Annotated in this window: 22 protein-coding genes and 5 pseudogenes; 13 read left to right on the plus strand and 14 right to left on the minus strand. The window is 71.3% G+C overall.

Annotated features, from left to right (window positions below; translation table 11 throughout):
• Nucleotides 1-260: 260 nt before the first annotated feature.
• Nucleotides 261-899, minus strand: a complete 639-nt coding sequence (locus ACZ42X_RS00090; protein ID WP_468282247.1) for a hypothetical protein — start codon at nucleotides 897-899, stop codon at nucleotides 261-263.
• A gap of 70 nt (nucleotides 900-969) precedes the next feature.
• Between ACZ42X_RS00090 and ACZ42X_RS00095 the strand changes: the two genes are divergently transcribed.
• On the plus strand, nucleotides 970-1497 hold the full coding sequence (locus ACZ42X_RS00095) for a hypothetical protein (RefSeq protein WP_468282250.1): 528 nt from the start codon (nucleotides 970-972) through the stop codon (nucleotides 1495-1497).
• A gap of 528 nt (nucleotides 1498-2025) precedes the next feature.
• Nucleotides 2026-2814, plus strand: a complete 789-nt coding sequence (locus ACZ42X_RS00100; RefSeq protein WP_468282253.1) for an NAD-dependent epimerase/dehydratase family protein — start codon at nucleotides 2026-2028, stop codon at nucleotides 2812-2814.
• 1267 nt (nucleotides 2815-4081) lie between these two features.
• Here the strand turns inward: ACZ42X_RS00100 and ACZ42X_RS00105 are convergent.
• Entirely contained in the window at nucleotides 4082-4663 is a 582-nt protein-coding gene (locus tag ACZ42X_RS00105; protein ID WP_468284136.1) for a hypothetical protein, read from the minus strand.
• A gap of 64 nt (nucleotides 4664-4727) precedes the next feature.
• On the opposite strand from ACZ42X_RS00105, the gene ACZ42X_RS00110 reads away from it, so the two are divergent.
• Complete coding sequence (locus tag ACZ42X_RS00110; protein WP_468284138.1) at nucleotides 4728-4850, plus strand: hypothetical protein; 123 nt, start codon at nucleotides 4728-4730, stop codon at nucleotides 4848-4850.
• Here the strand turns inward: ACZ42X_RS00110 and ACZ42X_RS00115 are convergent.
• From ACZ42X_RS00115 to ACZ42X_RS00125, 3 genes and pseudogenes are all read right to left on the minus strand, one after another.
• A pseudogene (locus tag ACZ42X_RS00115) lies at nucleotides 4811-4969 on the minus strand (MobF family relaxase); the annotation flags it as partial. The gene ACZ42X_RS00110 and the pseudogene ACZ42X_RS00115 sit on opposite strands and share 40 nt — an antisense overlap.
• 76 nt (nucleotides 4970-5045) lie before the next feature.
• Nucleotides 5046-5393: pseudogene (locus ACZ42X_RS00120) on the minus strand (relaxase domain-containing protein); the annotation flags it as partial.
• A gap of 354 nt (nucleotides 5394-5747) precedes the next feature.
• Nucleotides 5748-6281, minus strand: a complete 534-nt coding sequence (locus ACZ42X_RS00125; RefSeq protein WP_468282256.1) for a GNAT family N-acetyltransferase — start codon at nucleotides 6279-6281, stop codon at nucleotides 5748-5750.
• A 1816-nt stretch (nucleotides 6282-8097) separates the two neighbouring features.
• Between ACZ42X_RS00125 and ACZ42X_RS00130 the strand changes: the two genes are divergently transcribed.
• The 3 genes from ACZ42X_RS00130 to ACZ42X_RS00140 all read left to right on the plus strand — a co-directional run bounded on the left by ACZ42X_RS00130 (nucleotide 8098) and on the right by ACZ42X_RS00140 (nucleotide 10278).
• Complete coding sequence (locus ACZ42X_RS00130) at nucleotides 8098-9408, plus strand: cation:proton antiporter (protein WP_468282258.1); 1311 nt, start codon at nucleotides 8098-8100, stop codon at nucleotides 9406-9408.
• A gap of 231 nt (nucleotides 9409-9639) precedes the next feature.
• On the plus strand, nucleotides 9640-9876 hold the full coding sequence (locus ACZ42X_RS00135; RefSeq protein ID WP_468282260.1) for a hypothetical protein: 237 nt from the start codon (nucleotides 9640-9642) through the stop codon (nucleotides 9874-9876).
• 270 nt (nucleotides 9877-10146) lie between these two features.
• The gene (locus ACZ42X_RS00140) at nucleotides 10147-10278 is read left to right on the plus strand and encodes a hypothetical protein (RefSeq protein ID WP_468282263.1); all 132 of its coding nucleotides are present in this window, start codon (nucleotides 10147-10149) and stop codon (nucleotides 10276-10278) included.
• Nucleotides 10279-10591: 313 nt separating this feature from the next.
• On the opposite strand, the gene ACZ42X_RS00145 is transcribed toward ACZ42X_RS00140, so the two are convergent.
• Entirely contained in the window at nucleotides 10592-10966 is a 375-nt protein-coding gene (locus tag ACZ42X_RS00145; protein WP_468284059.1) for a DinB/UmuC family translesion DNA polymerase, read from the minus strand.
• A 35-nt stretch (nucleotides 10967-11001) separates the two neighbouring features.
• Between ACZ42X_RS00145 and ACZ42X_RS00150 the strand changes: the two genes are divergently transcribed.
• Entirely contained in the window at nucleotides 11002-11220 is a 219-nt protein-coding gene (locus ACZ42X_RS00150) for a hypothetical protein (RefSeq protein WP_468282266.1), read from the plus strand.
• Nucleotides 11221-11526: 306 nt separating this feature from the next.
• Here the strand turns inward: ACZ42X_RS00150 and ACZ42X_RS00155 are convergent, their stop codons facing one another.
• Complete coding sequence (locus ACZ42X_RS00155) at nucleotides 11527-11868, minus strand: hypothetical protein (RefSeq protein WP_468282269.1); 342 nt, start codon at nucleotides 11866-11868, stop codon at nucleotides 11527-11529.
• Nucleotides 11869-12219: 351 nt separating this feature from the next.
• Nucleotides 12220-12630 (minus strand): Rid family hydrolase, encoded by a 411-nt coding sequence (locus tag ACZ42X_RS00160; RefSeq protein WP_468282272.1) that lies wholly within the window; start codon nucleotides 12628-12630, stop codon nucleotides 12220-12222.
• A 1048-nt stretch (nucleotides 12631-13678) separates the two neighbouring features.
• Between ACZ42X_RS00160 and ACZ42X_RS00165 the strand changes: the two genes are divergently transcribed.
• The 3 genes from ACZ42X_RS00165 to ACZ42X_RS00175 all read left to right on the plus strand — a co-directional run bounded on the left by ACZ42X_RS00165 (nucleotide 13679) and on the right by ACZ42X_RS00175 (nucleotide 16411).
• Nucleotides 13679-14311 carry an SMI1/KNR4 family protein gene (locus tag ACZ42X_RS00165; protein ID WP_468282275.1) on the plus strand — a complete coding sequence of 211 codons (633 nt, stop codon included), beginning with the start codon at nucleotides 13679-13681 and terminating at the stop codon, nucleotides 14309-14311.
• Nucleotides 14312-14841: 530 nt separating this feature from the next.
• Nucleotides 14842-15651, plus strand: coding sequence for a hypothetical protein (locus ACZ42X_RS00170; protein WP_468282278.1), 810 nt, complete (start codon nucleotides 14842-14844; stop codon nucleotides 15649-15651).
• Nucleotides 15652-15871: 220 nt separating this feature from the next.
• Nucleotides 15872-16411 (plus strand): GNAT family N-acetyltransferase, encoded by a 540-nt coding sequence (locus tag ACZ42X_RS00175; protein ID WP_468284061.1) that lies wholly within the window; start codon nucleotides 15872-15874, stop codon nucleotides 16409-16411.
• Between the two features lie 69 nt (nucleotides 16412-16480).
• On the opposite strand, the pseudogene ACZ42X_RS00180 reads toward ACZ42X_RS00175, so the two are convergent.
• Together ACZ42X_RS00180 and ACZ42X_RS00185 are read right to left on the minus strand one after the other, a co-directional pair.
• Nucleotides 16481-16609, minus strand: a pseudogene (locus ACZ42X_RS00180) (IS110 family transposase); the annotation flags it as partial.
• Nucleotides 16610-17301: 692 nt separating this feature from the next.
• Nucleotides 17302-17826, minus strand: a complete 525-nt coding sequence (locus ACZ42X_RS00185; RefSeq protein WP_468282281.1) for a hypothetical protein — start codon at nucleotides 17824-17826, stop codon at nucleotides 17302-17304.
• 55 nt (nucleotides 17827-17881) lie between these two features.
• Here ACZ42X_RS00185 and ACZ42X_RS00190 point away from each other — a divergent pair.
• Nucleotides 17882-17968, plus strand: a pseudogene (locus ACZ42X_RS00190) (integrase); the annotation flags it as partial.
• 92 nt (nucleotides 17969-18060) lie between these two features.
• On the opposite strand, the gene ACZ42X_RS00195 reads toward ACZ42X_RS00190, so the two are convergent.
• The 3 genes from ACZ42X_RS00195 to ACZ42X_RS00205 form a co-directional block, all read right to left on the minus strand.
• Nucleotides 18061-18471, minus strand: a complete 411-nt coding sequence (locus tag ACZ42X_RS00195; protein WP_468282284.1) for a VOC family protein — start codon at nucleotides 18469-18471, stop codon at nucleotides 18061-18063.
• Nucleotides 18472-18715: 244 nt separating this feature from the next.
• Nucleotides 18716-18961, minus strand: coding sequence for a hypothetical protein (locus tag ACZ42X_RS00200; RefSeq protein WP_468282287.1), 246 nt, complete (start codon nucleotides 18959-18961; stop codon nucleotides 18716-18718).
• Between the two features lie 256 nt (nucleotides 18962-19217).
• Complete coding sequence (locus ACZ42X_RS00205; RefSeq protein ID WP_468282290.1) at nucleotides 19218-19775, minus strand: AAA family ATPase; 558 nt, start codon at nucleotides 19773-19775, stop codon at nucleotides 19218-19220.
• Nucleotides 19776-20222: 447 nt separating this feature from the next.
• Here ACZ42X_RS00205 and ACZ42X_RS00210 point away from each other — a divergent pair.
• Together ACZ42X_RS00210 and ACZ42X_RS00215 are read left to right on the plus strand one after the other, a co-directional pair.
• Nucleotides 20223-21788 (plus strand): annotated as a pseudogene (locus tag ACZ42X_RS00210) (glycoside hydrolase family 43 protein).
• Between the two features lie 194 nt (nucleotides 21789-21982).
• Nucleotides 21983-23410 (plus strand): non-reducing end alpha-L-arabinofuranosidase family hydrolase, encoded by a 1428-nt coding sequence (locus tag ACZ42X_RS00215; protein WP_468282292.1) that lies wholly within the window; start codon nucleotides 21983-21985, stop codon nucleotides 23408-23410.
• Between the two features lie 958 nt (nucleotides 23411-24368).
• On the opposite strand, the gene ACZ42X_RS00220 is transcribed toward ACZ42X_RS00215, so the two are convergent.
• Nucleotides 24369-25094, minus strand: a complete 726-nt coding sequence (locus ACZ42X_RS00220) for a cytochrome P450 family protein (RefSeq protein ID WP_468282295.1) — start codon at nucleotides 25092-25094, stop codon at nucleotides 24369-24371.
• Nucleotides 25095-25203 lie beyond the last annotated feature (109 nt).

Genomic DNA, 25203 nt, shown 5'->3' on the forward strand with positions numbered 1-25203 from the left:
GTCGGCGGACCGGCCAGCGCCGCGTCGTCGACCGGGACGTTGGGCACCTCCACCGGCGGACGCCTCCGTGCGCACCGACCGGTCTCCATCGTCGCGGGCCTTGACATACAGGGCCGGCCAGCGGGTCTCCGCTCCCGGCGGGCAGGCGGCCACCAGGGCCTCGCTGGTGTCGGCGACGACGCGCAGCGCGTGCTCGCTCCACACCCGGCCCGTCCGGTGCACGTCGCGCCGTACGACCGTCTGGCCCGCCTTGAAGCTGTTCACCGGCTCCTCCTTCGCCGCGGCCGGGTCTTGGCGCGCGGTCTCCAGCCCAGTGCCGCGGGCGCGGCCTGGGCAAGCCCCCGTTGGAGGGAGGCTTGCCCAGGGTCGCGCACGGCTTGCCCGGGTGTGGTGGTCTGCGCCCAACGCTGGTCGGTGAACTTCTCCCCGCACCGCTCGCACACCGGCCGCCGCGCCGCCCGCTCAGCGGCACGGCGCCGCTCGTCCTCCGCGTCTGCGCGGGCGGCCTGGACGCGGTAGAGGGCGTCAGCGTCGGGGTTGTCGAGCGCGTCCGTCAGCGTCTGCTCCCCGGTCCGTCCCAGGCGCCGCCACACCGCCGCATCGGCGCCGTGCTCCTGGAGCTTGTCCAGAGTGGTGACGACGACGGGCACCGCCTGGCCGTAGTCCCGCGCGGTGATCCCCCGGTGATAGGTCTCGTACCGGTGCGGCGCCCAGTAGCGGCGGCCGGCTTCCTCCAGCACGGCGACCGTGTTGGCGACCTTCGCCTCGGTGGTGTCCGCGAACACGAACGCGAGTGGCACCAGGCCCTCCCGGCCGGTGGGCGGGTAGACCCGGCGCCACAGCCGCTTGTCGTGGCCGACGTGCTCGATCGCGTCCGGCCGGGAGCGGACCAGGTCCACGGTGTGCTTCGGCGTCCTTCGGCAGCAGCCGGCCCCACTCCCAGTACCGGAGCAGCTTGGCGACCAGGTCGTGCGCGTCCTCGCTGCGGCGGTCGATCTCCAGCAGCAGCACCGGCACCCCGGCCGCCGGTGCCCGCACCACCAGGTCCGCCCGCTGCACGTACCCGTCGCCAAGCCGGTGCGGAATCTCGGTGGCGAAGCCGAGCCGGTGACCGATCCCGGCACGGTGGAGTTCGGCGGCCGTCGTGGTGACCGCTGCGGAGTGGTCGTCGTAGCTGGTGCCGAGCACCTGGCCGGTGTCCGGGTCGCACTTCTCCTCGCGCAGCGCCGAGATGCGTATGCCTTTCGGCTCCAGCAGCTTCTTCGCCTCACGGTGTCCTCGGGCGGTGCGCACCCACACCTGCCGCTGGTCCTCCCGTACCAACTCGATCCTCACCAGGTGGTGGTCCCCAGGTCCAGGAGGGTGTCCCGAGTGAGCTTGTCGTGCTGGTTGTCCGGACGGGTCAGCTTCCACAACTGGTCGGGCGTTGCCCTCTGGAAGATCCCCAGCGCTTGCAGCAGTTCCCTCCGCCTGGGCTCTGTCGAGTTCTTCCTGTGAGTAGGTCGCCTTGAGGCATGAGGGTTGTCGGACCTGCGGCGCCCCCCTGTCCGCCAGGGCTGACCTGCAAAAACGTCCGGCCCACGGTGACGGTGCGCGGAGGGGGTGATGGAGGGGTCCACGGAGGGGGCCTCTCCGGTCCGGTCAAGGGGCTGCTCGGGCTCGTCTGCGGTGCTCGCCACAGGGCGCTCCTGGAAGGTGAGGCGGGCCTATCCCGCCATTCACCTTCCACAGGTTCGGTTTTCGGCTCTCGTGTGACGCCGGCCTCGGAAAACCCCTCCGTCGTGACCGCATCGTGATCAACTCTGTCCTCCGGCATCGCACCTGGACCGTCTGCCATCGAAGTTGGACGACTGAACCGTTCGCGACATCGAAGTTGGATCGTTGATGGCGCTCCCTGAGACCCCGTCTCTCCCTCAAGAGGTTCCCGGCGTTCCGTGGGTTCCCTATCGCCTTGCTGAGTGGATCAACGGGAGCGAAGATGCCCGGGTTGTCGAAATCAGGGGAGACGCGGTGAGTCTGGGAACGGTGGCAGTAACGGGAGCGGCGGGCACCATCGGTTCCGTGGCGCGGAAGGCGCTGCGGGGCGAGGCGGAGCGGTTGATCCTGCTCGACCGCGTGCCGCTCCGCCCAGAGGCCGAGAACGAGGACGTGCACACCGTGGACCTGCGGGACGTCGCCGCTGTGGAGTCGGCCCTTGCGGGAGCCGACCGGGTGCTGCACCTGGGCGGCGTGCCCGACGAGGCGCCCCTCCCGGATCTGCTCGAGACCAATGTGCTCGGCACGCATCACGTCCTGGAGGCTGCGCGGCGCACAGGAATCGAGCGGGTGGTGCTGGCCAGCAGCAATCGTGTCACCGGCTTCTACCCCGCCGGGCACCTCACGAGTCCCCTGGAGCCGGTACGGCCCGACGGCCTCTACGGGGTGAGCAAAGCCGCCGTCGAAGCGCTGGGACAGCTGTATGCCGACAAGTTCGGCCTGTCCGTCGTCTGCCTGCGCATCGGCAGCTTCGAACATCTGCCCACTGAGCCCCGGCACCTGGCGACCTGGCTGAGCCCGCGCGACGCTGTCGGCTATCTGCGGGCCGCTCTGGTCGCACCGTCCTCCCTCCGCTTCACCACGGCATACGCGGTTTCCAACAACACCCGCCGTTTCTGGGCACTGCCCGACCCGGCGGAACTGGCCTACGCTCCCGTCGACGACGCCGAACTCCATGCCGCAGGCATTCCCGCGGCGGACTCCCCGGCCGACCCGGCCGCGCCCCAGGCCGGCCCCTACGCCCTACCGCAGTTCACCCTCAAGCACCTTCGGCCCTAACGCCCATATCCACCCTCGGAATGCGTACCGGCAGCAGTTCCGCTGTCGGTAGGCAGCGGTCCGACTTCGGTGGCAAGCGGTCGTGGCAAGCGGTCCAGTTTCAGTGTCACAGGACCAACCCGGAGAGGGGAGAGTTCTCCCCCCTCCGGCGGCCGGACTCTGTCCACAGGGCCGTAGATCGAGGGTGGCTTCGAGGTCGCCGCGATCAGCGGGGCGGCCCGGCCGTTGAGGAGCTGTCATGCCCGAGAACACCGTCACCGCGCCGCTCGCCCCGATGGAGCCGGAGGACATCGGACATCGCCGACGCCTTCGCCTACATCCGAGCGTGGCAGGCCGGGGACATCGACACCGCCGGCGCGGTCGCCGACAACACGGGACCGGAGCTTCACCGGCTGCTCCTGGACGTCGCCGCACGCGTCTTTCATCCCGGTCACCACCGGGACGACTGCGACGGGGAGCCGGGCGCGCACTCCTTCCCGGCGGCGGCGCTCGGGCGGCTCCTGCTGGAGATGCTGGGCCACGGCGTGTGCCTGGCCAATGCGCCGGGTGTCGCCGACACCATCGTCCAATTCAGCGAGAACATCCTCACCGAGACGCACGCCGACGTCGCCCACGTCCTGCGCCAGAGGCCGCGGGATGAAGCAGGCGATGGAAGCGCACCCGGTGCACCGGACCACCGCGTAGCCGCGCCTCCAGGACGGCGGTGGTGTGGCCGGCGCGCATCCCAGGCGCACCACCGCACCACCGCACCACCGTGGTGCGTTCCACCGCACCATCGAACCGCACCGCCGGACGCCGGCGGTGTGGCTCCCCGGCATCACCGCGCGCCCGCGGCCGGGCGGGTTCCTCTATCACACACCCCCTTGACCGCGACCTGATCGCAAGCCGAAACCGGCGATGTCAAGGGAAAGCGTCGCGGTAGCAGACCTGGACAAGGGGGTGTAGCGGAGCCGGACAAGGGGGCGTGCGCCTCCGGCCGCACCCGATGGAGGGGGCGGTCGGCGGTGCGGCGCACCGGGTGCGGTGGCGCACCGGTAGTGCGCGCACCACGGTGGCGTCCATCGTCACCCGGCGCACCGAAGTGGAGCCCACCCGGTGGGCGGTGCCCAGCATCGTCACTACAGCCAGGGGGTGGAGTGCCGCACGCGGGACAGGGCGCGGGCATCGCGGCGCGCTGCCGCGTTCCCGATCCAGCTCTGCCGGGAGCGAGGCCGGCGCGACTGCCCGGCGGCGAGGCGACGCTCGGCTTCCTGGGGTCGCGGGGTCCTCACCTGACTCCCCCTGTGCTTCGGCCCGGCGTGTGCTGGGTGCCGGGCTGCTGGGTGTGCGGCAGCGGGGCCGCCGCAGGCTGCGGTCGAGAGCCGCGGGCGAGGAGGGCACGCTCCCGGGCGCCTTCCAGGACTCTGGCGAGGGCGGCTTCAGCGAGCATCCGGCGGGTCTGATTCACCGTGTCGACGTCGGTCGTCTGCTCCGGGCGGCCGGCCGGTCGGCCCGTGCGACCCACGGCCTGGGCCCGTGCCCTGAGCGCGTCGGCGGCGAGGCGGGCCCGCTCGTACGGAGTCGCGGTCCGCTTGCGGGTCAGCAGGCGCAACACGGCCTGGTCCTCGGTATCGCGCGGATAGAGGGCGCACAGGTCGGCGGTCATCCTCCGCCGGCCGGCCGGGCGGGTGTAGTCGTCGACGACCGCCTGCACGATTCTCTCGTCCAGGCCCGCCTGGTGGGGCCAGCCGCGCAGGACGTAGAAGAGGTGGCGGCGGGCTTCGCCGAGCAGGTGGCGGCGCGCGAAGGCGCCGCGCATCACGTACACCACGGCGACGACATCGACGGCCGCCAGCGCGAGGTCGACCACCGGCCGCACCCGCGCCCACACCGCCGCGGCCGCCGCCCACGCCCGCTCGGCGAGCCGGTAGACGGTGCAGGCGCCGAACGCCCGGATCGCCGAGGTGCGCCACCGCTTGCGCAGCTCGGTCAGCGACCACAGCTCCGTGCGCTTCGGCGAGCGCGTCTGGTCGGCGGCCTGGCAGGCCAGCGCGTAGGCGGCCCGCTCCCCCGGCGCATGCCCCTGCCGCTCCTCGTACCGGGCGGTCAGGACGGGCAGCGCGTCCTCGATCCGCTGGCGGCGGGTCGACTGCCAGCCGATCAGCCGCCGGTCGATCCCGGCCGATGCCCATCACGGGCCGGCGGCCGGGCGTCACCTCGCGCGGCCCCCACACCCACCCGAGCCGCGCCGTCACCTCCTCCATGAACAGGAGGGTGTACAGGGTGTCGGCCGCGACGATGTGGGCCATCAGCGAGTCCGCCGACAAGTCGCCCCACCTCCCGTCGTGCGGCCGCCGGGCGCGGACCGACACGACCGCGTGCGCGTGCGCGTGGAGCAGCGGCCTCGATACCGTGGCCCTGGACTCGTAGTGCCCAAAGACCGCGACGATCAGCCCGTCCTTGACCCGGTCGCGGCGCTTGCCGCCGGCCTTCGAGCGGATCTGTGCGACCGACTCCTCCAGCCACGCCAGGGTCTTGTCGCAGGCGACGTCGTCGCACACCTCCAGCACCCGGCGGCGCCGGTCGTCATCAGGGCCCACGCGATGTGCGCCGTCGACGGGAGCCGGAAGACCAGGTCAAAGGCCAGCCAGGGGATGCACTCCTTGGCCTTGCCGGTCTCGGCCGACTGGTTGTGCTCAATGGGCCGGCCCAGCACGGTGTCGACCACCGCGCCTGCTCCGGGCTCTTGCCCTGCGCCAGGAACTCGCGCGCGGCGCAACGCCCGAGCGGCGCCTGGACAACCAGCCCGAACCCACAGCAGAACGCGGCGACCGTTAGGACGGGGCGAAGCGCAGCGGAAGCGGCGAACGCGTCCCGCTCGACCCGGGCCGGCGCGAACGGCGGGCGCGCTGGTGGCCTTCACGAACCCGGTGTTCCTGACGGCCGCCGCCGACTCACCCCTGGTACTCGCTGAGATCGATGGCGTGCACGCGAAGCGGAAGGCCGAACTGCGGATCGGTCGTATCACGCTCCGGGACCATGCCGAGCTTACGCATGACGTTCTCGGAGGCCGTGTTGGAGACGTGGGCAATGGCGACCACCCGGTCGAGGCCGCGGTCCTGAAGCGCGAACTCCAGGACCGCGTGGGCGGCCTCGGAGGCGTACCCCTGCCCCCAGAAGGGGCGCCCGATCCGCCAGCCGATCTCCACCTCATGCCGCAGCTCAGGCAGGAACTCGGGCACGGAGAGCCCGGCGAAACCGATCAGCTCGCCGGAGCCGAGGAGCTCGACGGCGAAGAGCCCGAAGCCCTCGTCGTCCCACTCCTCCTCCCACCGCTCGATGGACGCGGCGGTCTGCTCCAGATCCTGGATCGACCCGTCACCGACCCAGCGCATCACTTCGGGGTCTGCGTTGATCTCGGCCATGGGGACGAGGTCGTCGTCGGTGAAGCGGCGCAGGAGGAGACGGGGCGTGAGGATCTCGGTCATGGCTCCATCGTCGCTCACTCCCCATTCCACGCCCGCACCCGCGGTGTCATCACCCGCTCCGCGTACATGCCCAGGAACCAGGCCAGGTCCGCGGCGTGCATGGCCGGACAGCAGCGGGTTGTTCCTGTTGCCCCACAGCTCGTCGACGGGCACAGCGGCCCCAGGACGGGATAGCCAGCTGCACACACCGACGCCAGGAGCCCTCCGGCTCCCGGCAGACACAGGCCCACACACCAAGCCCGCGCTGGGTGATCTACTGCCCGGCCCTGGCGATCTGCTTGAACACCCTGTCGCCCACCGCAAGCCGTCCAGCACACGGCGGGCGCAGGGCGCGCGGCGGGCGACCGCAGGGCGCGCGGCGGGAGCGGAACAGCGCAGAGGCAGCAGCGCGAAGCGGCCTGGCCCCAGCTCGGCAGCAACATGGGCGGGTGGGCACAAGGACAGCGCGGCGCGCGCAGCGGCCCGACTGGACGACAGAGCGGCGAACGGCGACTTCGGCAGCGCGGTACAGCAGAGCGCGGCAGCGACCGGGCGGCGGAGCGGCAGGCGGCGGGCATACGGCAAGGACAGGCCCGTACGCACGGCGGAGCAGCGGCGTGGGAACGGGACATGACGCGGCGGCCTCGGCGCAGCGCGACCCCGTACCCCCTGGGAAGCCGACGGGCGTACGGCGCAGCGGAGGCCCGGCACGGAGCGGCCGGCCTGGCCAGGCCGGGCCCCGTGAGCAAGTCCTGGTCGACCTCGCCGCCGACGGACGGCGGGCGGGCGGCACGGGTGCATGGAGACGGCGGAGGCCGGATCGGCCCGACCACGCACCGTACAGCAACCGGCCCCGGCGGACAGCGGGCGTCGGCATACGACCATCCCGGCGCGGCAGCCCGGCTCCGGCAGAGCTGCGACAGCGCAGCAGGCGGCCCAGCGGGCGCGGCGCCCAGCCGACACGCAGCCGCCCAGCCGGAGGGACCCCGGCCAGCAGCCCTACGACAAACGCAGCGGAGCACCCCCCCCCCCCCACTTCCGGCCGAGCGGCGAGCGACACCGCATGGCGACCATACGACGGGCAGCGCGGCAGCCCAGCAAGCGCGGCGCCGAACAGCGGCAGGCAGCGGGGCCGGCCGAGCCACCCCCAACCGAGCAAAAACAAGCCGGCCGGCGGCCGGCGGAAACGGCGGCCCAGCTCCAGCACAGCGGCAGGCGGCGGAGCGGCGGCCGTACGACGGGCACCGGCGCGGCGCCGGTACGGAGATGACCCGGCCGTACGGCGGGCGGTGGAGCGGCCCCGGCGCGCGAGCGCGCGGCGGAGGTCCGCACGACGGGTGGCGAAGCGGCGGGCGGTCCTCGACGTCGCAGCCGGCAGTCGGCGGGCCGGCGGCTGACAGACGGCGAGCCAACAGCGGCGCGGCAGCTCGGTGGCGGGCGGGGTCGGGCAACAGCCCAGCAGAGACGGCGACCGCACGGCTGGCGCAGCAGCGGCAGCCCCCTACGGGCGGCACGGCAACCCAGCAAGCGCGGCGCCGACCCGCGAACGGTCCAGGCGAGGCGCAGGGCCACTCAGAGCTCAACCTGGCCAGCCGGTGCCGGCCGGAACAGAACTCAGGCCGACACCGCGCCTGACCGACCACATGATGAGCGGCACCCCGGCGGGACGACGACCGCACCACGACACGTCGTACTCGCCAAGCCGGGCGTCGACTCGACTCCCACACAGCGGCGGCGGCAGCGACGGCGACGGCACGGCGGCTCCGTGATCGGGGCGGTCTGTGTTCAGAGAACAGCACCGGCGTGCCGCTCCTTGTCGCTGGGGTATTCGTCAGCGGTGATCTCGGCTGACTTCCTCTTCGCCCTGTTCGGGGCCGGCGCGCTCACGGCGGCGGTGGTTCCGCGCCTGGTCGCCGGGCGCCCTGTGTCCATGCCGCTGGTGTTCCTGCTGTGCGGGTTGGCGTTCCAGCTCCTGCCCGTGCCTCTGCCTCAGATCGATCCGGTCCGGGACCGGCTGTGGGTCGAGCACCTGACGGAGGTATGCGTCATCGTCTCGCTCATGGGCGCCGGCCTGGCCCTGAACCGTCCCTTCGGCCACGGCAGGTGGCGTACTTCCGGACGACTGCTGGGCGTGACCATGCCGTTGACGATCGCGGCGACGGCCGTGCTCGCGTGGTGGCTGCTGGGCTGGCCGGTGGCCGCAGCACTGCTGCTGGCCGCCGTACTCGCTCCCACCGACCCCGTACTCGCCTCCGAGGTGCGAGTCGGTGCGCCCACCGAATCCGAGCACGACGAGGACGAGGTGCGCTTCGCGCTCACCAGTGAAGCCGGCCTCAACGATGGCCTCGCCTTCCCTGTGGTCATGGCGGCGATCGCCCTGGCCGGCGCGGGAAGCAGCGTGCCGGGCGGCCGGATCGGTCATTGGCTCCTCGTCGACGTGGGTTACCGGTGCGTGGTCGGCGTGCTCGCCGGCCTCGCCGTCGGCAAACTTCTTGGCTGGCTCTTCTTCCGCACCTCCCAATCGGCGGTGCGCCTGTCCGAGCACCGGGAGGGTTTCGTCGCCCTGGGCGCCACCTTCTTCGCGTACGGGCTCACCGAGCTGGCCCACGGCTACGGGTTTCTCGCGGTCTTCGTCACCGCCTGCCGCATCCGCGCCGCCGAGCGCGCACACGGCTACCACACAGTGCTGCACGACTTCGTCGAGCAGATCGAGCGACTACTCACCGCCGCGCTGCTCTTCCTCCTCGGCGCGTTCATCGCACAGGGCGCGCTGGCGCCCCTGACCTGGCAAGGGGCAGTGGTCTGTCTTCTGCTGCTGCTCGCCGTGCGCCCCCTCACCGGCTGGCTGGCCCAGCTGGGCACGGCGGCCGGCCCCCGCGAACGCGCCGTCACCGCGTTCTTCGGCATCCGCGGCATCGGCTCGCTGTTCTACCTCGCGTACGCGCTCGGAACCGAGGGCTTCCGGGTACCGGCCGAAGACCTGTGGGCCCTGGTCACCTTCACCGTCCTGGTCTCCGTCACCCTGCACGGCGTGACCGCCACACCCGTCATCTCCCGCCTGGACCACCTGCGACGCCTCCAGGCCCGCCGCAAGTCGCACGTCCGGCACGGACCGGACGAAGACGACGTGGCGAAGGAACGGCTGTGAAACACACCCCGCCCACACCGCGCGCCGGCCACCGCGCTGCACCTTTCAGCGCGAAGGCAGCAGGGAACGCAGCCGCCGCCCCGGAGATCCTGGCCAGCGGGCACGACACGCCACCAGCGGACGGCGGGCGCTTCGCGGGCCAGTCCTGCCGCCGGCCAGCAGCCGGCGGGCCAGGCGCGGGCAGCAGCCGGGAGCGGCGACGGGGGCCAGGCGCTCCAGCAGCCGCCGGACGTGGTCGACCTCTTCCTGGGTGGTGAAGTAGGGGGCGTCGGCGTGGCCGTGGCAGCCGGTGAGGAGTGCCCGGAAGACGCCGCGCAGTTCGGCGAGGTCGCGGCGGCAGGCGCCGAGCAGATCGAGGAAGTCTTCGACGGGCCAGGAGGCGAGGACGCCGGTGCGGGTGAGGTAGCCGTCACGTGCTGTGGGACGAGAGATCGCGATGCGCCCGCGCCTTCGGCCGGGCAGTACTAGATGTAGCAGCGGCGACGTCTACCTCTACGAGAACATCGTCGACTTCTCCGGGCTCCATCATCTACATCCGCGACGAGCCGCAGGAGCACCCGGGATCGGCCCGACAGCCCGTGCGCAGCCCCAGCCGCATCAGCTGGCGCGCCGTGGGCCCCGTCGAATGCGGTTTCAGCCCTCCGGGCGGGACGTACGCTCTTGAGACCACCAACCGAAGCCCCATCACAGGGCGGGGCCTGGCTGGTAGGTGCTCAACAAGTTCATATGGAGGCGAGCGTGAAGAAGCTCATCGTGGCACTGGTCATGTGCATCCAGATCACGTCCGGCGCCACTCAGGCCGCTCTGGCGGGCCCGCTCCCCGCGGCTGAGGTCTGCATCGGCTGCATCACGGTCAACATCAACTTCTAGGTGCGGCACGCCATGAGGTGGCCGGTCCCTCGCGCACCGCCTCCTGACATGCGGGTCTCTGCGCGACCGGGCGCCCTCACAGGGGCGCCCGGTCGGTCGGGCCAGCGCACGCCGGGTGCTCTGCGTCCGGGTTGCCAGCGAGTACCCAGTCCGGCTCACGCCGCGGGGTGATGCCCCAGCCGCTGTCCTGCACTCCCCATCCGATGTCTCGTCCCATGGTTCCCCTCCTGGTGGTGCTGCGGCGCTGGTGTGCGCGGTGATCGCGACCGTACTGGGCGGCTCCGAGGGCGGTCAGGTCCTTCATCGAGGTTCGTCAGCTGGCCTTGAGGTGGGCGCCGGCGGGTCCGGCGAGCCGGTGGCCGTACTTGGCGTTGATGCGGTCCAGGACCGGCTCCAGGCGCAGCCGGTTCTCGCGGGCCGGGTCGAGGGCGAGCTGGGTGCCGGGTCCCTCGTCGGCGGGGCGGAGGTCTTCGGCGGTGAGGGTGAGGCGGCGGATCCGGGCGCGCTGGAACGCCATGGCGTCCAGGAGCCGGAACGTCGCGGTGCGCAGGTCGTCGGTGTGCGCCGAGGGCGCCGGGAGCGTGAGGGTGCGCTCGGCGGTGGCGCCGCCGGCGAGCCGGACGGCGAGAGTGATGCGGCGGGCGGTCTGGTCGCGGCCGCGGATCCGTTCGGCGAGGGTGACGACCAGGTCGGAGCGCGGCGCGGACGCGGACGGGGTCGAGGGTGTCGGTGTCGAAGGCGTGCGCGGCGCTGGTGGACTCCGGCATGCGGGCCGCGGTCACGGTCCTCGGGCCGATGCCTCTCGCACGGTCGCGCAGTACGCGGCCGGCCTTCCCGCCGAGGATCCGGCACACCACGGTCTCGTCCATCGCCGCGAGCGCGCCGACGGTGTGCAGGCCGTACCGCATCAGGGCGGCGGCCTGGGCCGGGCCGATGCCGTAGAGGGCATCGACCGGCAGCGGGGCGAGGAACGCAGTGACGGCCCGGTTGTCGGGCAGACAGAGGACGCCCGAGCGGCCGACGCGCGCGGAAGCGGTCGCCGAGGTCGCCCAGGTGTCGGAGACGCCGACGTGGATGTCGACCCCGAGGCGGGTGAGGGCCTGGACCCGGGCGCGCGGCGACCGTACGGCGACGCGACGGATCGGCGATCGAGCCGCTCGGACGGCACACGGCCCGAACGCGCGGCCGCACTGAGCGGCCCGAACGCACGGCGCAGCGCCGCGAACAGATCCAGGTCAACAGCAGGCGTCAGGCGTACAGCGCCCCCAGCCACGCAGCGGCGCAGCCCGCGCGGCGACCACACGACGACCCCGTACGGCGGCGCGGCAGCGCGGTGGCGGCCCAGCGGCGGGCGCAGCCGCGGCCGTACGGCGCGGAGCGGCACAGCGCGCGCGGCACGACGGACGGCGGCGTGCAGCGGCCCGGCCACGGCGACCCGGCGAACGGCAGGCGCACGGGCGGCGACCCGTACGACGGGCACGGTACGGCGGAGCGCATGTGGGGTGGCGCGGCGGAGAGCCGGGCGGCGGCCGGCCTGGCCGGACCCGGCACGGGTGGCGGCCGGACGGAGTCGCGGAAGGAGGCGCCCACAGCACGGACGGCGCAGCCCGGCGCCGCAGTACGGCGGAGCGCGGAGCGGCAGCAGCACAGCCGAGCGCGGACGGCGGACCGTACAACGGGCGGCGGAGTGGCCCCGGCCTGGCAGCACGAAACCCATGGGAAGCGGCGAACGCGTACAACTCGTCCCGAAAGCGTGACGCTTCCGCGAACGCCTCGCCCACAGCGGCTTCAGACAGCAGACTCACCCTCACGGCCTTCATCCTGGTCACGTGTCACGTGCACCTTGGTCGGAGCACATGATCAGACGGAGGCCGCCTCGGCGTCCGGCACATGACCATGCGGGCGAAGCAGTACGAGAAACTGTTCCAGGCGTGAGGCCGCTCAGTCGGGCAGCGCGACGGTGAGGTCCACCTCGACCAGCTGCCCTGCAAAGCCCAGCTGCGCAACACCCAAAAGCGTGCTGGCCGACGTGAAGGCCGGACCGAGGGGGGAAGCGGTAAGCCGGTGCCAGGCGAGGCCCAGGTCCTCCCTGTCATCGCTCCGCACGTAGATCACCGAACGCACCACGTGCTGCGGCTGAGCATCCACCGCCGCCAGGGCAGCGAGTGCGTTCACGACAACCTGATCGACTTGCACGTCAAGGGCTCCCGCGCCGACGAGAGAGCCGTCCTGGTCGAGGGGACACTGCCCCGCCAGATAAGCCGTTCGGCCGGTCTCCACCACGGTGATGTGGTGGTAGCCAGGCGTCTCATGCAACTGATCGGGGTTGATACGGCTGATCTTCGCTGTCATGCCGCGAGTCTGACCAGTCTCCCCCAGACACACCACTGAAATTTGCCCCCGCCGCGCGTCCGACACGGCGCGAGGTTGAAGAACAAGCTGAGCGCGCCCCGGAGCCCGCCGCGGCGGTGAACAACGGCGAAGCCGGAACGGGACTGGCGCTCGGCCGTACAGCGGAGCGGCGGCACGGGGAGCGGCACTGGCGCAGCGGCCCGAACGCAGCCGCCGTACGGCGATCCTGCCCCCGTGCGAATCGGCAGGCGCTGTACGGCCGCGCGGCGACGATGCGACCACACCGGCGTGACTTCGGCGCGACGCCACCCGGCACACCGTCTGGCCGGCGCTGGGCAACTCCAGCCAGACCCGCGGACCATACGCCGTGGGAGCCCGGCGAGTCCGGGCCGGATCCCGCAGCCCGGCCGCGCGCAACGCCCAGCACCGCGGCCTGACCGGGTCCGCCCGCCTCCGTCTACCGGGCCTGCCACCAGTGGAGAAGGAGGAGGAACACCCCGCTGCTGACCGCCTTGACGGTCATACGGGTCCCCTCGGCGGCGGGCGGGCCGGTCGGGCAAGCAGCCCAGGAAGAGGCGGCGACCGCACGGCGACCGGCCGGCGACGGGACGGATCGCCGCATTGCCCGAACGCGCGGCCGCGCTGACCTGCCCGGCCGCACGGCGCGGCCGGGCGAACAGGTCCAGGCCAACAGCAGGCGTCAGGCGTACAACGCCCCCGGCCACGCAGCGGCGCCGCCCGCGCGGCGACCACACGACGACCCCGTACGACGGAGCGGCAGCGCGGTGGCGGCCCAGCGGCGGGCACAGCCACGGCCGTACGGCGCAGTACGGCAGCCGGCAGTCGGCGAGCGCGGCGCATCGCCTAGGCGCGGCGGCGACGGCACGCAGCAGTGGATGGCCGAGCGGCGATCACATCGAAACGGCACCGACTCCTACCAACTCGCCAGCACCCGAGCACGCGCCGAGCAGCAGGTCGTCGGCTGACCTCGCGTCACCGGGGCAGGGCCTCGATCCGTCTCGTCACAGGCGTGGGGCAGGATGGCGTCATGCCACAGCAGATCTTGCCCCCGTCGGAATCCTGGAGCCGGATCGACGCCTGGCTGGCGACCCACGCGGCGTCCGATTTCGCCCTGCTCAGCCCGCCTGCGACACGGAAGGACATCGAGCGGGCCGAGCGTCTGCTCGGCATCCCGCTGCCTGGTGACCTTGCTGAGTCTCTGCGGTGCCATAACGGGGTGAGCGCCTGGGCGACCTTCCTGCCGGAGCAGTCACCGCTCGCGGTGAGCGGCATCATGGACCACTGGCAGACCTGCATGGATGCCGCGGCGGAGAACGACGGCCTGACCCGTCGCCCCTGGGACGACGAGCCGTGGTGGCACCCTCTCTGGGTTCCCTGGGCCGAGAGCGCTGATGGCGGGGCGCAGGTGATCGACCAACGTCCTGGCCCGAACGCGGGCCGCATCGGCTGGGCAGGCCACAGCAGCGGCGGCGACTTCACCGATTCCTGGCCTGATCTTGCGAGCCTTCTCCACGCAGTCGCCCATGTGCTTCACGAAGGTGGTGACGTGCGCGGACTGCACCCCTTCCTCACCACCCGAGGTGAGCTTTGGTGGGACGAAGAGAACTGCGAGGAACTCAACGGCCAACCACTGAGGGCAGCACCCATCGGCCTGCTCTGACAACCAGCCACACAGACCTGCCGCACAGCCGGCACGAACCACGCGACCGCTCTTACGTCTCGCGAACGCATCTGCCTCGTCGTCGTTCTCGAGATCCACCGACAAGTACTCTCCGCTGTCACCTACGCAGCCAGCCGGCGGCGTACAGCCGACACGGAGACGGTGACCGGGAAGCGTAGCTTCACGGCGGCACGGCGACGGCGGCGCCGCGGGCACAGCGGCACGGCCGGGGCGGCGCGCCGCAAGTACGGAGCGGCAGCCCCACGAAGGCGCCGGACGATGGCAAGACGGCCCGACCGTCGGCCCGTCTGGCTTCGTCCATGAGAACGGACAGCGCTTCGACACTGGTTCGGGAGGTATGAGGCTCCCGAGGCCGGCACGGAATGTTCACGAGTTTCGACAGCGCCCGTGCCTTTCCTCGGGCCAACTGAGGAACGGTGTCGCCACTCCTCCGGATCGTTCGCCGCAGCGAGCATCTTGCCGATCACCCGGGGCAGCATGGTCCGAAAGAGACGGCCTAGAGTGGCGGAATGCCCCTGTCTGACGATCGGACCGCCCTGGACCTGCTCGATGCGCACCTGGAGGCGCTCTGGGACGGAACGGACCTCCCGCTCCCGCAGGCTCCGGTCCTTCATGCAGCTGAGGAAGGCAGCGAGCTCGTCCGCTGGGCCCTCGACCAGCTCCGGCGCATCCCCCGCGAGCCGAAGGACGCCTTTGTCCGCCAGGTCGGCGGGCTGGTGGCAGAGTTCCGCTCCCGCCGCTGTCCCTGGAACGCGGCGGCGCTGCGACTGCTCGACGACGTGTACACCTTCGCGGCCACCGGCCCTCGGCGGCACGAGGACTGGGCGCACGACGTGCGCGCCGTGCTGCACCGGTCGGTCCCTGACCCCCGAGGCTGGGTCCGACTGGACTGGGACCGCACCAACGACGCCCGCCACACGGTGCCTGCATACCCCTTCGACCCCCCGGACGCATCAAAGCTCCCCGGCCGCCTGTACCCCCTGGAGGCGGAGGCGGCGGTCGCCGCGCTCGCCATCATGGCCGAGGAATGGCAGTCGGAACCTGCCCCCGTCCGCTCCCGCCCGGACCAGGACGCCGTGCTGGCAGACGCCCGAACCCTGCTCGACCGGTACGGGCCCACCGCGCGCTACTGGACCAACGCGACGGCCGCAGCCTCTGACCCGGCCCCGGATTTCCTCGCAGCGGGCCTCCAGGGCACTGAATCCCATAGCTTCCTCACCTCCGAGTACCTCAACGGCCTTTATCTCTTCGAGGACCTGGGCCTGATCGCGGTGACCGACGACGAGGTGGGCGTCTTCTGGTCGTTCGGGGCGTACTGACGACCCTCGGGGAAGACCATCTGGCGACCGTCACCACCGCCTTGGCGGCCCGCCACCGGGCGCGCGCCCGCGGCCGGGCGGGCTCCTCTATCACACACCCCCTTGACCGCGACCTGATCACCAGCCGAATCGGCCCGTGTCAGGACATGTCAGGGGGATAAGAAGTCAAGAGGGACCGCGAGTCTTGATCGCTACCGAGGCCGCTGATTGGCTGGCCGACATGAACGATCTCGGACCCGTTGCGTGGCCGCCTGCACCGATCAAGACCGAGAGGCTCGTACTGCGTGAGCCCGAGGTCAGGGACCGTGCGGCGTTCATCGAGCTGCACGCCTCGCCGGAGGTGCACACCTACCTCGGCGGCCCCCGGCCGCGTGACGAGCTTGAGGGCGAGATGCCCGAGGTGCCCGGGCGGCGGTCCGGGAGTTTCGTCGTCGATCTCCACGGGGTGATGATCGGCCAGATCCTGCTCAGGAGAGTAACGGAGCACGTTTGCCCTTCTGCCGTGGGGAAAGTTGATCTCGGCTACCTGTTCCTGCCGCAGGCGTGGGGATTCGGGTATGCCGCCGAAGCGTGCGCGGCGGCTCTGGACTGGCTCGAAGACGTCCTTCCGGGTGAGCCAGTGGTGCTCGCCACTCAGACCGCCAACGCCCGCTCGATGCGCCTTGCGGCAAAGCTGGGGTTCACCGAAGCGGAACGGTTCCGGGCCTGGGACGCCGATCAGTGGCTCGGCTTGCGGGCCCCGGTCACACCGCCCAGTTGAGTGCGCGCTTCGACAGGGTGGGGCATGCACAACGCCGTTGTTCTCGTTGCCCAGAGGCGGGTTTGCGGGTCATGCAGGCGCTGGAAGGAGTGGCGCGAAGGCGCGCTGTTCGTCGAACGGCTGCCGGGTTTGGAGACAGTGGTGGAGCTGGCCGAGGAAACGGTTGAGCAGGTGGCGTTGGGCAGCGTTGTGCCAGTCCACTGGTGTGGCTTCCTCCGTACAGTGGATCCGCACCACCAGGTACATGCCGCCGGCTTGCCGCTGCAGCCGATGCTGCCGAATGAAAAGTGGCTGCACCGCTGGCATCAGTGCAGGTCAAAAAGCGTCGTCCCTGCACGCGCGGGGGTAGTCCCGAGCTGCGCAACAGCTGGCTGGGGACGGTCCAGTCGTTTCCGCACGCCGCAGGGGTAGTCCGCCTGGCTCTCACAGTGGGAGGAGGAGCGCGTCGTCGTCCTCGCGCCCGCAGGGGTAGTCCGAACGCGACAATTCTGTTGGCGGCGCTGAGGCCGTCGTTCCCCGCGTCTGCGGGAGTAGTCCGGACGCGCTCGTGATGGACGCGGTGCTGCTGATGTCGTCCCCGCGCCCGCAGGGGGAGTCCTACAACGCAAGTTCGGGCTTTTCCGCGTAGTGGTCGTCCCCGCATGCGCGGGGGTATGCCGCCTGGCTCACCGGGTTCCAGCTCCCCACCTAGGCGCGGATCTGAACCCGCGGGAGGCCATCTGGCCGCTGGTCAAACGCGACCTCGGCAACCTCACCACAGCCGACCTGGGCCAGATCGCCAGGGCCTTGAAGCGCAGACTCAAGCAGATCCGGTACTGCCCGGATTTCGTCGACAACTGCCTTGCGGGCACCGGCCTCATCACGGACGACTGACCGGCGCTGCAGATTCGTCAGCCGCCGTAGTACCGGTCGTAGGAGGCGGAGCGCTCCTCCACTGAGAAGCCCTCGTCGAATTCACCGTCCGCCTCGAGCTCGCGCAGTCGATCCAGCCCCGCAGCAGCAGCAGCAGCAGCAGCAGCAGGTGCACGGTTGCCCAAGAGGTAGGCCTTCGTCGCGTCGAGCCCGTGCCCAAGCAGGAATTCGATGTCGATCGAGCACGCTGCGTCGAAGCTGGCTTGCTTCGCACTCCAGACCAGGAGCACGTCGTCGAGGTCGCCGCTGTTGAACAGCTGAAAGCAGCAGAGCCGCATCAGCTCGGTGTCGCCCTCGCCCTGGGCGCGTCGCTCACGCGCCGTGTGCTCTCTGAGGAGTGCACGCGACCTCGTCGAGATCCGCGCCGACGGGAGCGGCTCGGCGAGCGTGCGGAGGCCGTACGGCGGGGAACAGAGGCGGCGCCCGTACGGCGGACGTGAACGGCACGCGAACCCGACGCGGCGCGCAACGGTGGCGGACAGACGACGAAGCACAGCAGACACGTGACAAGGCACCGCACGGCCCCCAGCACGGCCGGCCCGGGGCCCCGACGCGGGCAGAACCCCGGTGGCCCGGCACCGCGACGTCCTGGCCGCCGAACGCCAAGAACACGCCCGCATCCGAAACGAGAAAGGCATTCGCTGAGAAGGCCGCCCCCTCGCCACCGCGGCCTGAACGACCAGGCGAACCTATGCGGTCACAGCACGAGCGAGGGACAGCGCGCCCGGCAAGCGCCGCTACGTGTTCGACCAGCCCCGCTCGCAGAGCACGAGCCGGTAGCCGTCCGGGTCCTCGATCGTGACGCCCCACCGGTTCCAGTACGGGTTCGGCGACGGCACCCGCTTGCCGCCGTGCTCCTCCAGACGGGTGACCAGGTCATCGGGCACCGGGCCGTCGACGTAGATCACTAGCAGGTCCTCCTCGGTGGGCCGAGGCTCGACGGGCCGGGCGGGCTCGTGGACCAGCTCCACATGCCAGTCGGCGTCCGGCCAGCCCACCATCAGCAGGTCGTGCCCACCAGGCTCCGGCCCGCCCTCGGCCCGCCACACCACACCGAGTCCCAGCCCCCGCACCCAGAACCGCTCGGCCACCGCCAGGTCCCGGGAAGGCCGGGCGATGCGGATGTGACTATGACCGTTGACGGGCATCGTGACCTCTTCCTGAGCTCCAATTCCTGCTCAACACCCTAGATATCAGGCACTCGCGCGACCATCGGCCGATCGCCCTGGACCGCAGGTCCTAGTCCGGTGACCGCAATCCTGCCGCGTGCCGCAAGCCGGTGCCCTTCAGCCCCGCGGAAGGCGAGCGCTGCGCCGGCACAGCGGGCGCCACCGCAGGCCAACGGCGGCCGTGGGCACGCAGGACGGTCAGCCGGGCTACGTTGAACAGTTCCTAGCGCACCGCGCGAGTGGTGGGCCGGGCCCGGAAGGTGATCTTGCGGACGTCTTCGCGCGGTCCGAGTTCGTGCAGGCAGGTGTTGACGGCGAGGGTCGTGCCGAAGCCGGCGCCGCCGTGGATGCACATCATGGCGCAGGCGGCGACGGTGTCGGTGATGTTCTCCCGGGCGGTGAGCGGGGCGCGGGTGGTGACCACGGAGGCGTCCGGGAGGTCGACGTACTGGTAGGTGGCCGCGGTCACGAGGCGTCTCTGTCTTCGTCGGTGCTGAGAGATGCGGCCCGCCCGCCGGGACCGTCAGGGGCGGCAGCGCCATCATGGTCGGACGGGTCCGGGGCGGGCCGGCCTGGCGTTGGGCCTGGCGTGGTCAGCGCAGCCAGGGACGCCGGGGCGCGCCAGTCGGCCGGGGGCGCGGGGGGCGGGATGACGTCCGGCAGCGCCAGCTTCGAGGCGTCGGTGTGCTCTACGGCGGCCAGTTCATGCCCGGCTTGAGCGGTGGTCAGCGCGCCGAGCCGCTGCGGGGGCCAATGCGGGCACGCGGCGCAGCGCCCGTTCGCTGCCCGCATCCGCGAGCACAGGTGCCGCTTCCGGTGTCCGGGTGGTCCCACAGCCCGCGCAGAAACGCCAGCGCCGGCCCTGGAAGGCGCTGTGCCTCGTCCAGTACCAGCACACGAGGGTGTCGTAGCGCGTTCACCAGCATCAGGTCGGCCTGCCCCGTCCCGCGCGGCAGACGCCTGCCCAGCTCCTGGGCGGCCGTGAGCACCCGGCGGAGTACGGGCACCGTCGGATGCACACCGACGTGGACCCGGACCCGGGGCGGGCGCGGCAGCTGGGACAGGGCGTACTGCAGCGCGACGGTCTTGCCCTGACCGGCGTCGCCGTACAGACACACCACCGCCCCCATCGTGGCCGCGTGCGCGACCGTCCGCAGCACCGACCGCACAGCGGACGTGTGCACCACCTGCGCGCCCGGCATCAGGACCGGGACCTGCGCCAGATGCTTCTGCTCGCGCAGAAAGACCCGCCCGCCGGTGCCTTGGCCTGCTACGACGTTCAAGCCCAACTCGCCGAGCGGATCCGGCCTGCGCGGCGTCGACCACCACCTACCCGAGAGATCGCAGCCGGGTCGGCTGAATCGACGTGCCGCATGTCAGGATGCGGTCGAAACTACCGACATTTTCGGGAAACGACGTGTCCGAACGCGAAAGAGTCGGCCGTCCGGCGTCGTCGCCATCCGCCAAATCGCGCCGTTCTGGCCTGCCATGGTGCAGTCGCTTGATGGCATGACGTGCGCCTTTTCGGGGCGAGCCTTTCGAAATGTTTCGGCGTATGCAGCGATACATGCGAGAGGGGTTGACGTCGTTCCCCGGTTCCCTACCATTCAGATGGACCGGTAAATCGAACCATGTTCGATATCTCGCACGCACGGGAGCTGTTCCGCCACGCAGTAGGGCATCCCCGAGACACATCCTCCGCACCCCGAGCCCGAGGAGTCCGTCAGCGAATGTCATGCCCTCGTCAAGTATTCTCTCGTCGTCATGCGCTGGCGGCCGTCACCGGCCTCGCCGCCGGGGAGTACGTGAATCCGGTGATCTGGCAGGACTTCGCGGACATCGACGTCATCCGCGTCGGAGACACCTACTACGCCTCGGCCTCGACCATGCACTACTCGCCGGGCGCGCCCGTCCTGCGCTCGTACGACCTGGTGCACTGGGAGATCGCCGGCCATTCGGTGCCGGTCCTGAACTTCGGTGCCAAGAACGACCTGAACGGGTGCCGCGGCTATGTCAGAGGGATCTGGGCGTCGACGCTGGCCTACCGGCCGAGCAACAGGACGTTCTACTGGCTGGGCCAAATCGACTTCGCCCGGACGTACATCTACACCGCGACGGCCGCCGAGGGACCGTGGAACCGGCTGACGACCATCAGTACGCCCTATGACGACGCGGGGCTGCTCGTCGACAGCGACGACACCCTGTACGTGGCGTACGGCAACACCGCGATCAGTGTGGCCCAGCTCTCCCCCGACGGCCGCGCCCAGGTCCGCACCCAGCAGGTGTTCACGACCCCGTCGAGCGTCGGCACCCTTGAGGGAGCGCGCTTCTACAAGATCAACGGGCAGTGCTACATCTACCTCACCCGCCCTGCGAACGGGCAGTACATCCTTAAATCGTCGGGCGGCCCCTTCGGTCCGTACACGATGCGGCAGGTGCTCCTCGACCTGCGCGGGCCGATACCCGGCGAAGGCGTCCCGCACCAGAGTGGTCTTGTGCAGACGCGGAACGGTGCCTGGTACTACCTGGCATTCGTCGACGCCTACCCCGGCGGCCGGGTGCCGGCGCTGGCACCGGTCACGTGGACCTGGGACGGGTGGCCGGTCGGCCAACTGGTGAACGGCTCGTGGGGTGCCTCCTACCCCAGCCCGGTGGTGCCGCCGCCGCCCCGTCAGATCACCCCCACGACCGGCGTCGACACCTTCGACGGCAGGACCCTCAAACCGAGATCGGAGTGGAACCACAACCCGGACGACACCAAGTGGTCGGTCGACAACGGTCTGACCCGGCGCACCGCCACGGTCACCAACGACCTGTACTGGGCCCGTAACACCCTCACGCACCGCATCCAGGGACCCACCTCCACCGCCACGGTCCAGCTCGACCACTCCGCGATGCGGGACGGCGACCGGGCCGGACTCGCGCTGCTGCGTGACTCCTCCGCGTGGATCGGCCTCAAGCGCGAGGGCGGCGCCACTCGGGTGGTGAGGGTCGGCGGGCTGGCCATGGGCAGCAACTGGAACACCACCGGCAACGGTTACGAACTCGCGAGCGCGCCCGTCTCGGGCAGCCGCGTATGACTGCGCGCGAGCGCGGACATACGCCCCGGCGCGGCACGTCCGGGCGCCTTCTCCTACAGGACCGACGGCGTGACGTACACCCGGCTCGGCCCCGACTTCTCGATGGGCAACGACTGGCGGTTCTTCATGGGCTACCGGTTCGCCCTCTTCAACCATGCCACCCGCGCGCTTGGCAGTTCGGTCCGCGTCACGCGGTTCGAGCTGTCCACGCCCTGAACCGCGCCGACACCGTTCACACCTCCGCCCCGGGGCGCCAAGGCGGCCCGAAGGCGCCGGGCGCCGACCGGTCTTCGGGCAGGTCGCACTGCCGTGGTGCTCGCCGATCGCCGCGCACCCGCACTCCACCGACAGTCCGGACAGCCTCCGACGAGGCCGGCCGGAACCGCTCACCCAAGGATGGGAAAGTCACCATGTACAGAGGACGTTTCAGCCGCAGGCATCCCACCGCGGTGCTCGCTGCCGTGTTCGCGGCCCTGGCGGCGGTGGCGGCCATGCTCGTCGCCACCCCGGCTCAGGCGGCCGCCGCCAGTGGCACCTTGCGCGGTGTGGGTTCGAACCGGTGTCTCGATGTGCCGGGCGCCAGCCAGACCAACGGCACGTACCTGCAGATCCACGACTGCTGGGGCGGGGCCAATCAGCAGTGGACGGCGACGGACACCCACCAGCTGACCGTGTACGGCGACAAGTGCCTCGACGTCCCGGGCCACGCCACCGCGTCTGGTACCCGGGTGCAGATATGGGCCTGTTCCGGCGGCGCGAACCAGCAGTGGCGGGTGAACTCCGACGGCACGGTCATCGGCGTGCAGTCCGGACTCTGCCTGGAGACCACGGGCGCCGGTACGGCCAACGGCACGGCGGTGCAGATCGGGACGTGCAACGGTGGCAGCAACCAGAAGTGGACCGGCCTGCCCGCAACCCCGCCGACGGACGGCGCGTGTCCTCTTCCGTCGACGTACCGGTGGACGTCGACGGGTGTGCTGGCGCAGCCGGCGAACGGGTGGGCCGCGGTGAAGGACTTCACCACCGTGACGCACAACGGCAAGCACCTGGTCTACGCATCGAACGTGTCGGGCTCGTCGTACGGCTCGATGATGTTCAGCCCCTTCACGAACTGGTCGGACATGGCGTCGGCCGGCCAGACCGGGATGAGCCAGGCCGCCGTGGCGCCCACGCTGTTCTACTTCGCACCCAAGAACATCTGGGTGCTGGCGTACCAGTGGGGCGCGTGGCCGTTCATCTACCGCACGTCGAGCGACCCCACCAACCCCAACGGCTGGTCCGCTCCGCAGCCGCTGTTCACCGGGAGCATCTCCGGCTCCGACACCGGCCCGATCGACCAGACCCTGATCGCCGACGGCCAGAACATGTACCTCTTCTTCGCCGGGGACAACGGCAAGATCTACCGGGCGAGCATGCCGATCGGGAACTTCCCGGGCAACTTCGGCTCCTCGTACACGACGATCATGAGTGACACGAAGGCCAACCTGTTCGAGGGCGTACAGGTCTACAAGGTCAAAGGCCAGAACCAGTACCTGATGATCGTCGAGGCGATGGGCGCGAACGGGCGCTACTTCCGCTCCTTCACGGCCTCCAGCCTGAGCGGCTCGTGGACCCCGCAGGCCGCCAGCGAGAGCAACCCCTTCGCGGGCAAGGCCAACAGCGGTGCCACCTGGACCAACGACATCAGTCACGGTGACCTGGTCCGTGACAACCCCGACCAGACCATGACCATCGACCCCTGCAACCTGCGGTTCCTCTACCAGGGCAAGTCCCCGCAGGCGGGCGGGCCCTACGACCAGCTGCCGTGGCGGCCGGGCGTCCTCACCCTGCGGCGCTGATCTGCCGCGAGCCGCACTCACCGTCTTGAGGGACCCCGGCCGCGCGGCGGCGCGTGCCGGGGTACGGCGACCGGGCCCAGCGGACAGCGGCACGCAGCGGCCGGGCCGTACTGCGACCCCGGCCAGCGGCCGTATCGGCGGCGGGCGGACCTTGACGGCGCAGCGGGCGCGGAGCCGCGACGGACGGTGTCCATGCCGCGGCGGACGGGCCCGCGAGCGAGCGCGCACAACGGCGCGGTGGCGGCGTAACGGCGCGGGCTGGCACCGCGACCATCCGTTACCTGCGCCGTTGATGGGGATCAGTTTGGACCGCGTGCCCGGCTCACGTGGTCAGTCGTGCGGTGCGTCAACCGGGTGAGGCACGGCGACGGGGCCAGACGCCTGCTGCTGAGGACTTGGGCGCCGATGCGGCCGCGCAGGAGGGGCAAGGGGATGTGCGGGTGGAGAGGGCGGGGCGTGAGTTGGGCTCGTAGCGGTGTTTCCGGTGGCGGGTGAGCCGGGGGAGGGAGGCGTTGGTGAAACCGGTGAGGGGGGCGGCCGGCGTGGGCGAGGTCGGTGTCGAGGTCGTGCAGGACACGTCGCAGTCGATGGCCGCGGTGAGGCGTGCTGCTCCAGCACACGGCGGGCCCGACGAGGGCCGCTGGCCGGCTGCCGGCTGTCGGCTGTCGGCTGTCGGCTGTCGGCCGTCGGCCGTCGGCCGTCGGCCGTCGGCCGTCGGCTGTCGGCTGTCGGGAACGATAAGGCCGCACGCACACCGGCCGGTTCGCGGGGTGTCGTCACCATGCCACCGGCAGGCGGAGAGGAAAGCGGCGGAGGGTGTCTGTGTCCCACCGCACCTCCTCGGCGTCGACAATCAGGCGCAGGGCCGAAAACCGGCTGAGCAGGCCTGTGGCCGCGCTCTCCGGCTGGGCCCGGGCCATAGGTGCGGCCAGGCAATAGTGGCCGCCCCAGCCGAACGTCATGTGCGGGCGGGCCGGCCGGTCGAAGTCGAGGTCGATGTCGAGGTCGTACGGGGTGGGGAAGACAGCCGGGTCACGGTTGGCGGCCAGGTAGGAGACAGCAGATAGGCGAGATTGCTGATCTGGCAGGTGGTGGTGTCGTTGCCGCTGAGGATGAGGGTGACGGCCAGCACCGCCAAGTCGTCGTCGCTCAGCGGTTCCTCACCCTGCGGCACCGGGGCGGCGGCCATCGCGCTGAGCAGATCTTCACCCGGCGAGCGACGTCGGGGCGGGACCAGGTCAGCGAAGTAGGCGCGTAGGCGGGCCTTGGCGCCGGCGGTGTCCTGCCGGGCTCCGGGTGCGGTGGTCAGCAGCCGCATCGTGCACGCGCGCAGCTCTTCCCGGTCGGCCTCGGGGACGGCGAGCAGCTCGCAGACCGTCAGATGGGGCAGCGGGACCGACAGGTGAGTCACCAGATCCGCCGGCGGCCCCGCTTGGGCCATCGCGCCCAGCAGCCCGGCCACGACCCGGTCCGCCACCAGCCGCATGCCCTCCACCCGCTCCCGGGTGAACGCCTGGGCCACCACGCGCCGCAGCCGGGTGCTGCGCGGCGGGTCCGTCACATTGACCGACTCCGGCGACACGATGGGCTCCGGCGTCATCCTCGGATGGTCGCGGCCGACGATGGCGGCCCGGCTGAACCGCGGGTCGCAGGTCACCTGGCGCACCGCGGCAAAGCTGGTCACCAGCCCCCCCCCCCCCCCGCATCGCCGTACGGCAACCGGATCCGGCTGACCGGTCCACGCACCATTAACGCAGCCAGCGCAGGATCGAAGTGCAGTGCCCTGCTGAAGT

The organism is Streptomyces sp. NPDC030862 (assembly GCF_055571835.1).

Excerpts from the sequence above, each read along its gene's own strand:
- ACZ42X_RS00215 (WP_468282292.1), top strand. The coding sequence starts at position 21,983 with ATGTACAGAGGACGTTTCAGCCGCAGGCATCCCACCGCGGTGCTCGCT.
- ACZ42X_RS00195 (WP_468282284.1), bottom strand. The coding sequence starts at position 18,471 with ATGCCCGTCAACGGTCATAGTCACATCCGCATCGCCCGGCCTTCCCGG.
- ACZ42X_RS00160 (WP_468282272.1), bottom strand. The coding sequence starts at position 12,630 with ATGACAGCGAAGATCAGCCGTATCAACCCCGATCAGTTGCATGAGACG.
- ACZ42X_RS00170 (WP_468282278.1), top strand. The coding sequence starts at position 14,842 with ATGCCCCTGTCTGACGATCGGACCGCCCTGGACCTGCTCGATGCGCAC.
- ACZ42X_RS00125 (WP_468282256.1), bottom strand. The coding sequence starts at position 6,281 with ATGACCGAGATCCTCACGCCCCGTCTCCTCCTGCGCCGCTTCACCGAC.
- ACZ42X_RS00165 (WP_468282275.1), top strand. The coding sequence starts at position 13,679 with ATGCCACAGCAGATCTTGCCCCCGTCGGAATCCTGGAGCCGGATCGAC.
- ACZ42X_RS00175 (WP_468284061.1), top strand. The coding sequence starts at position 15,872 with ATGAACGATCTCGGACCCGTTGCGTGGCCGCCTGCACCGATCAAGACC.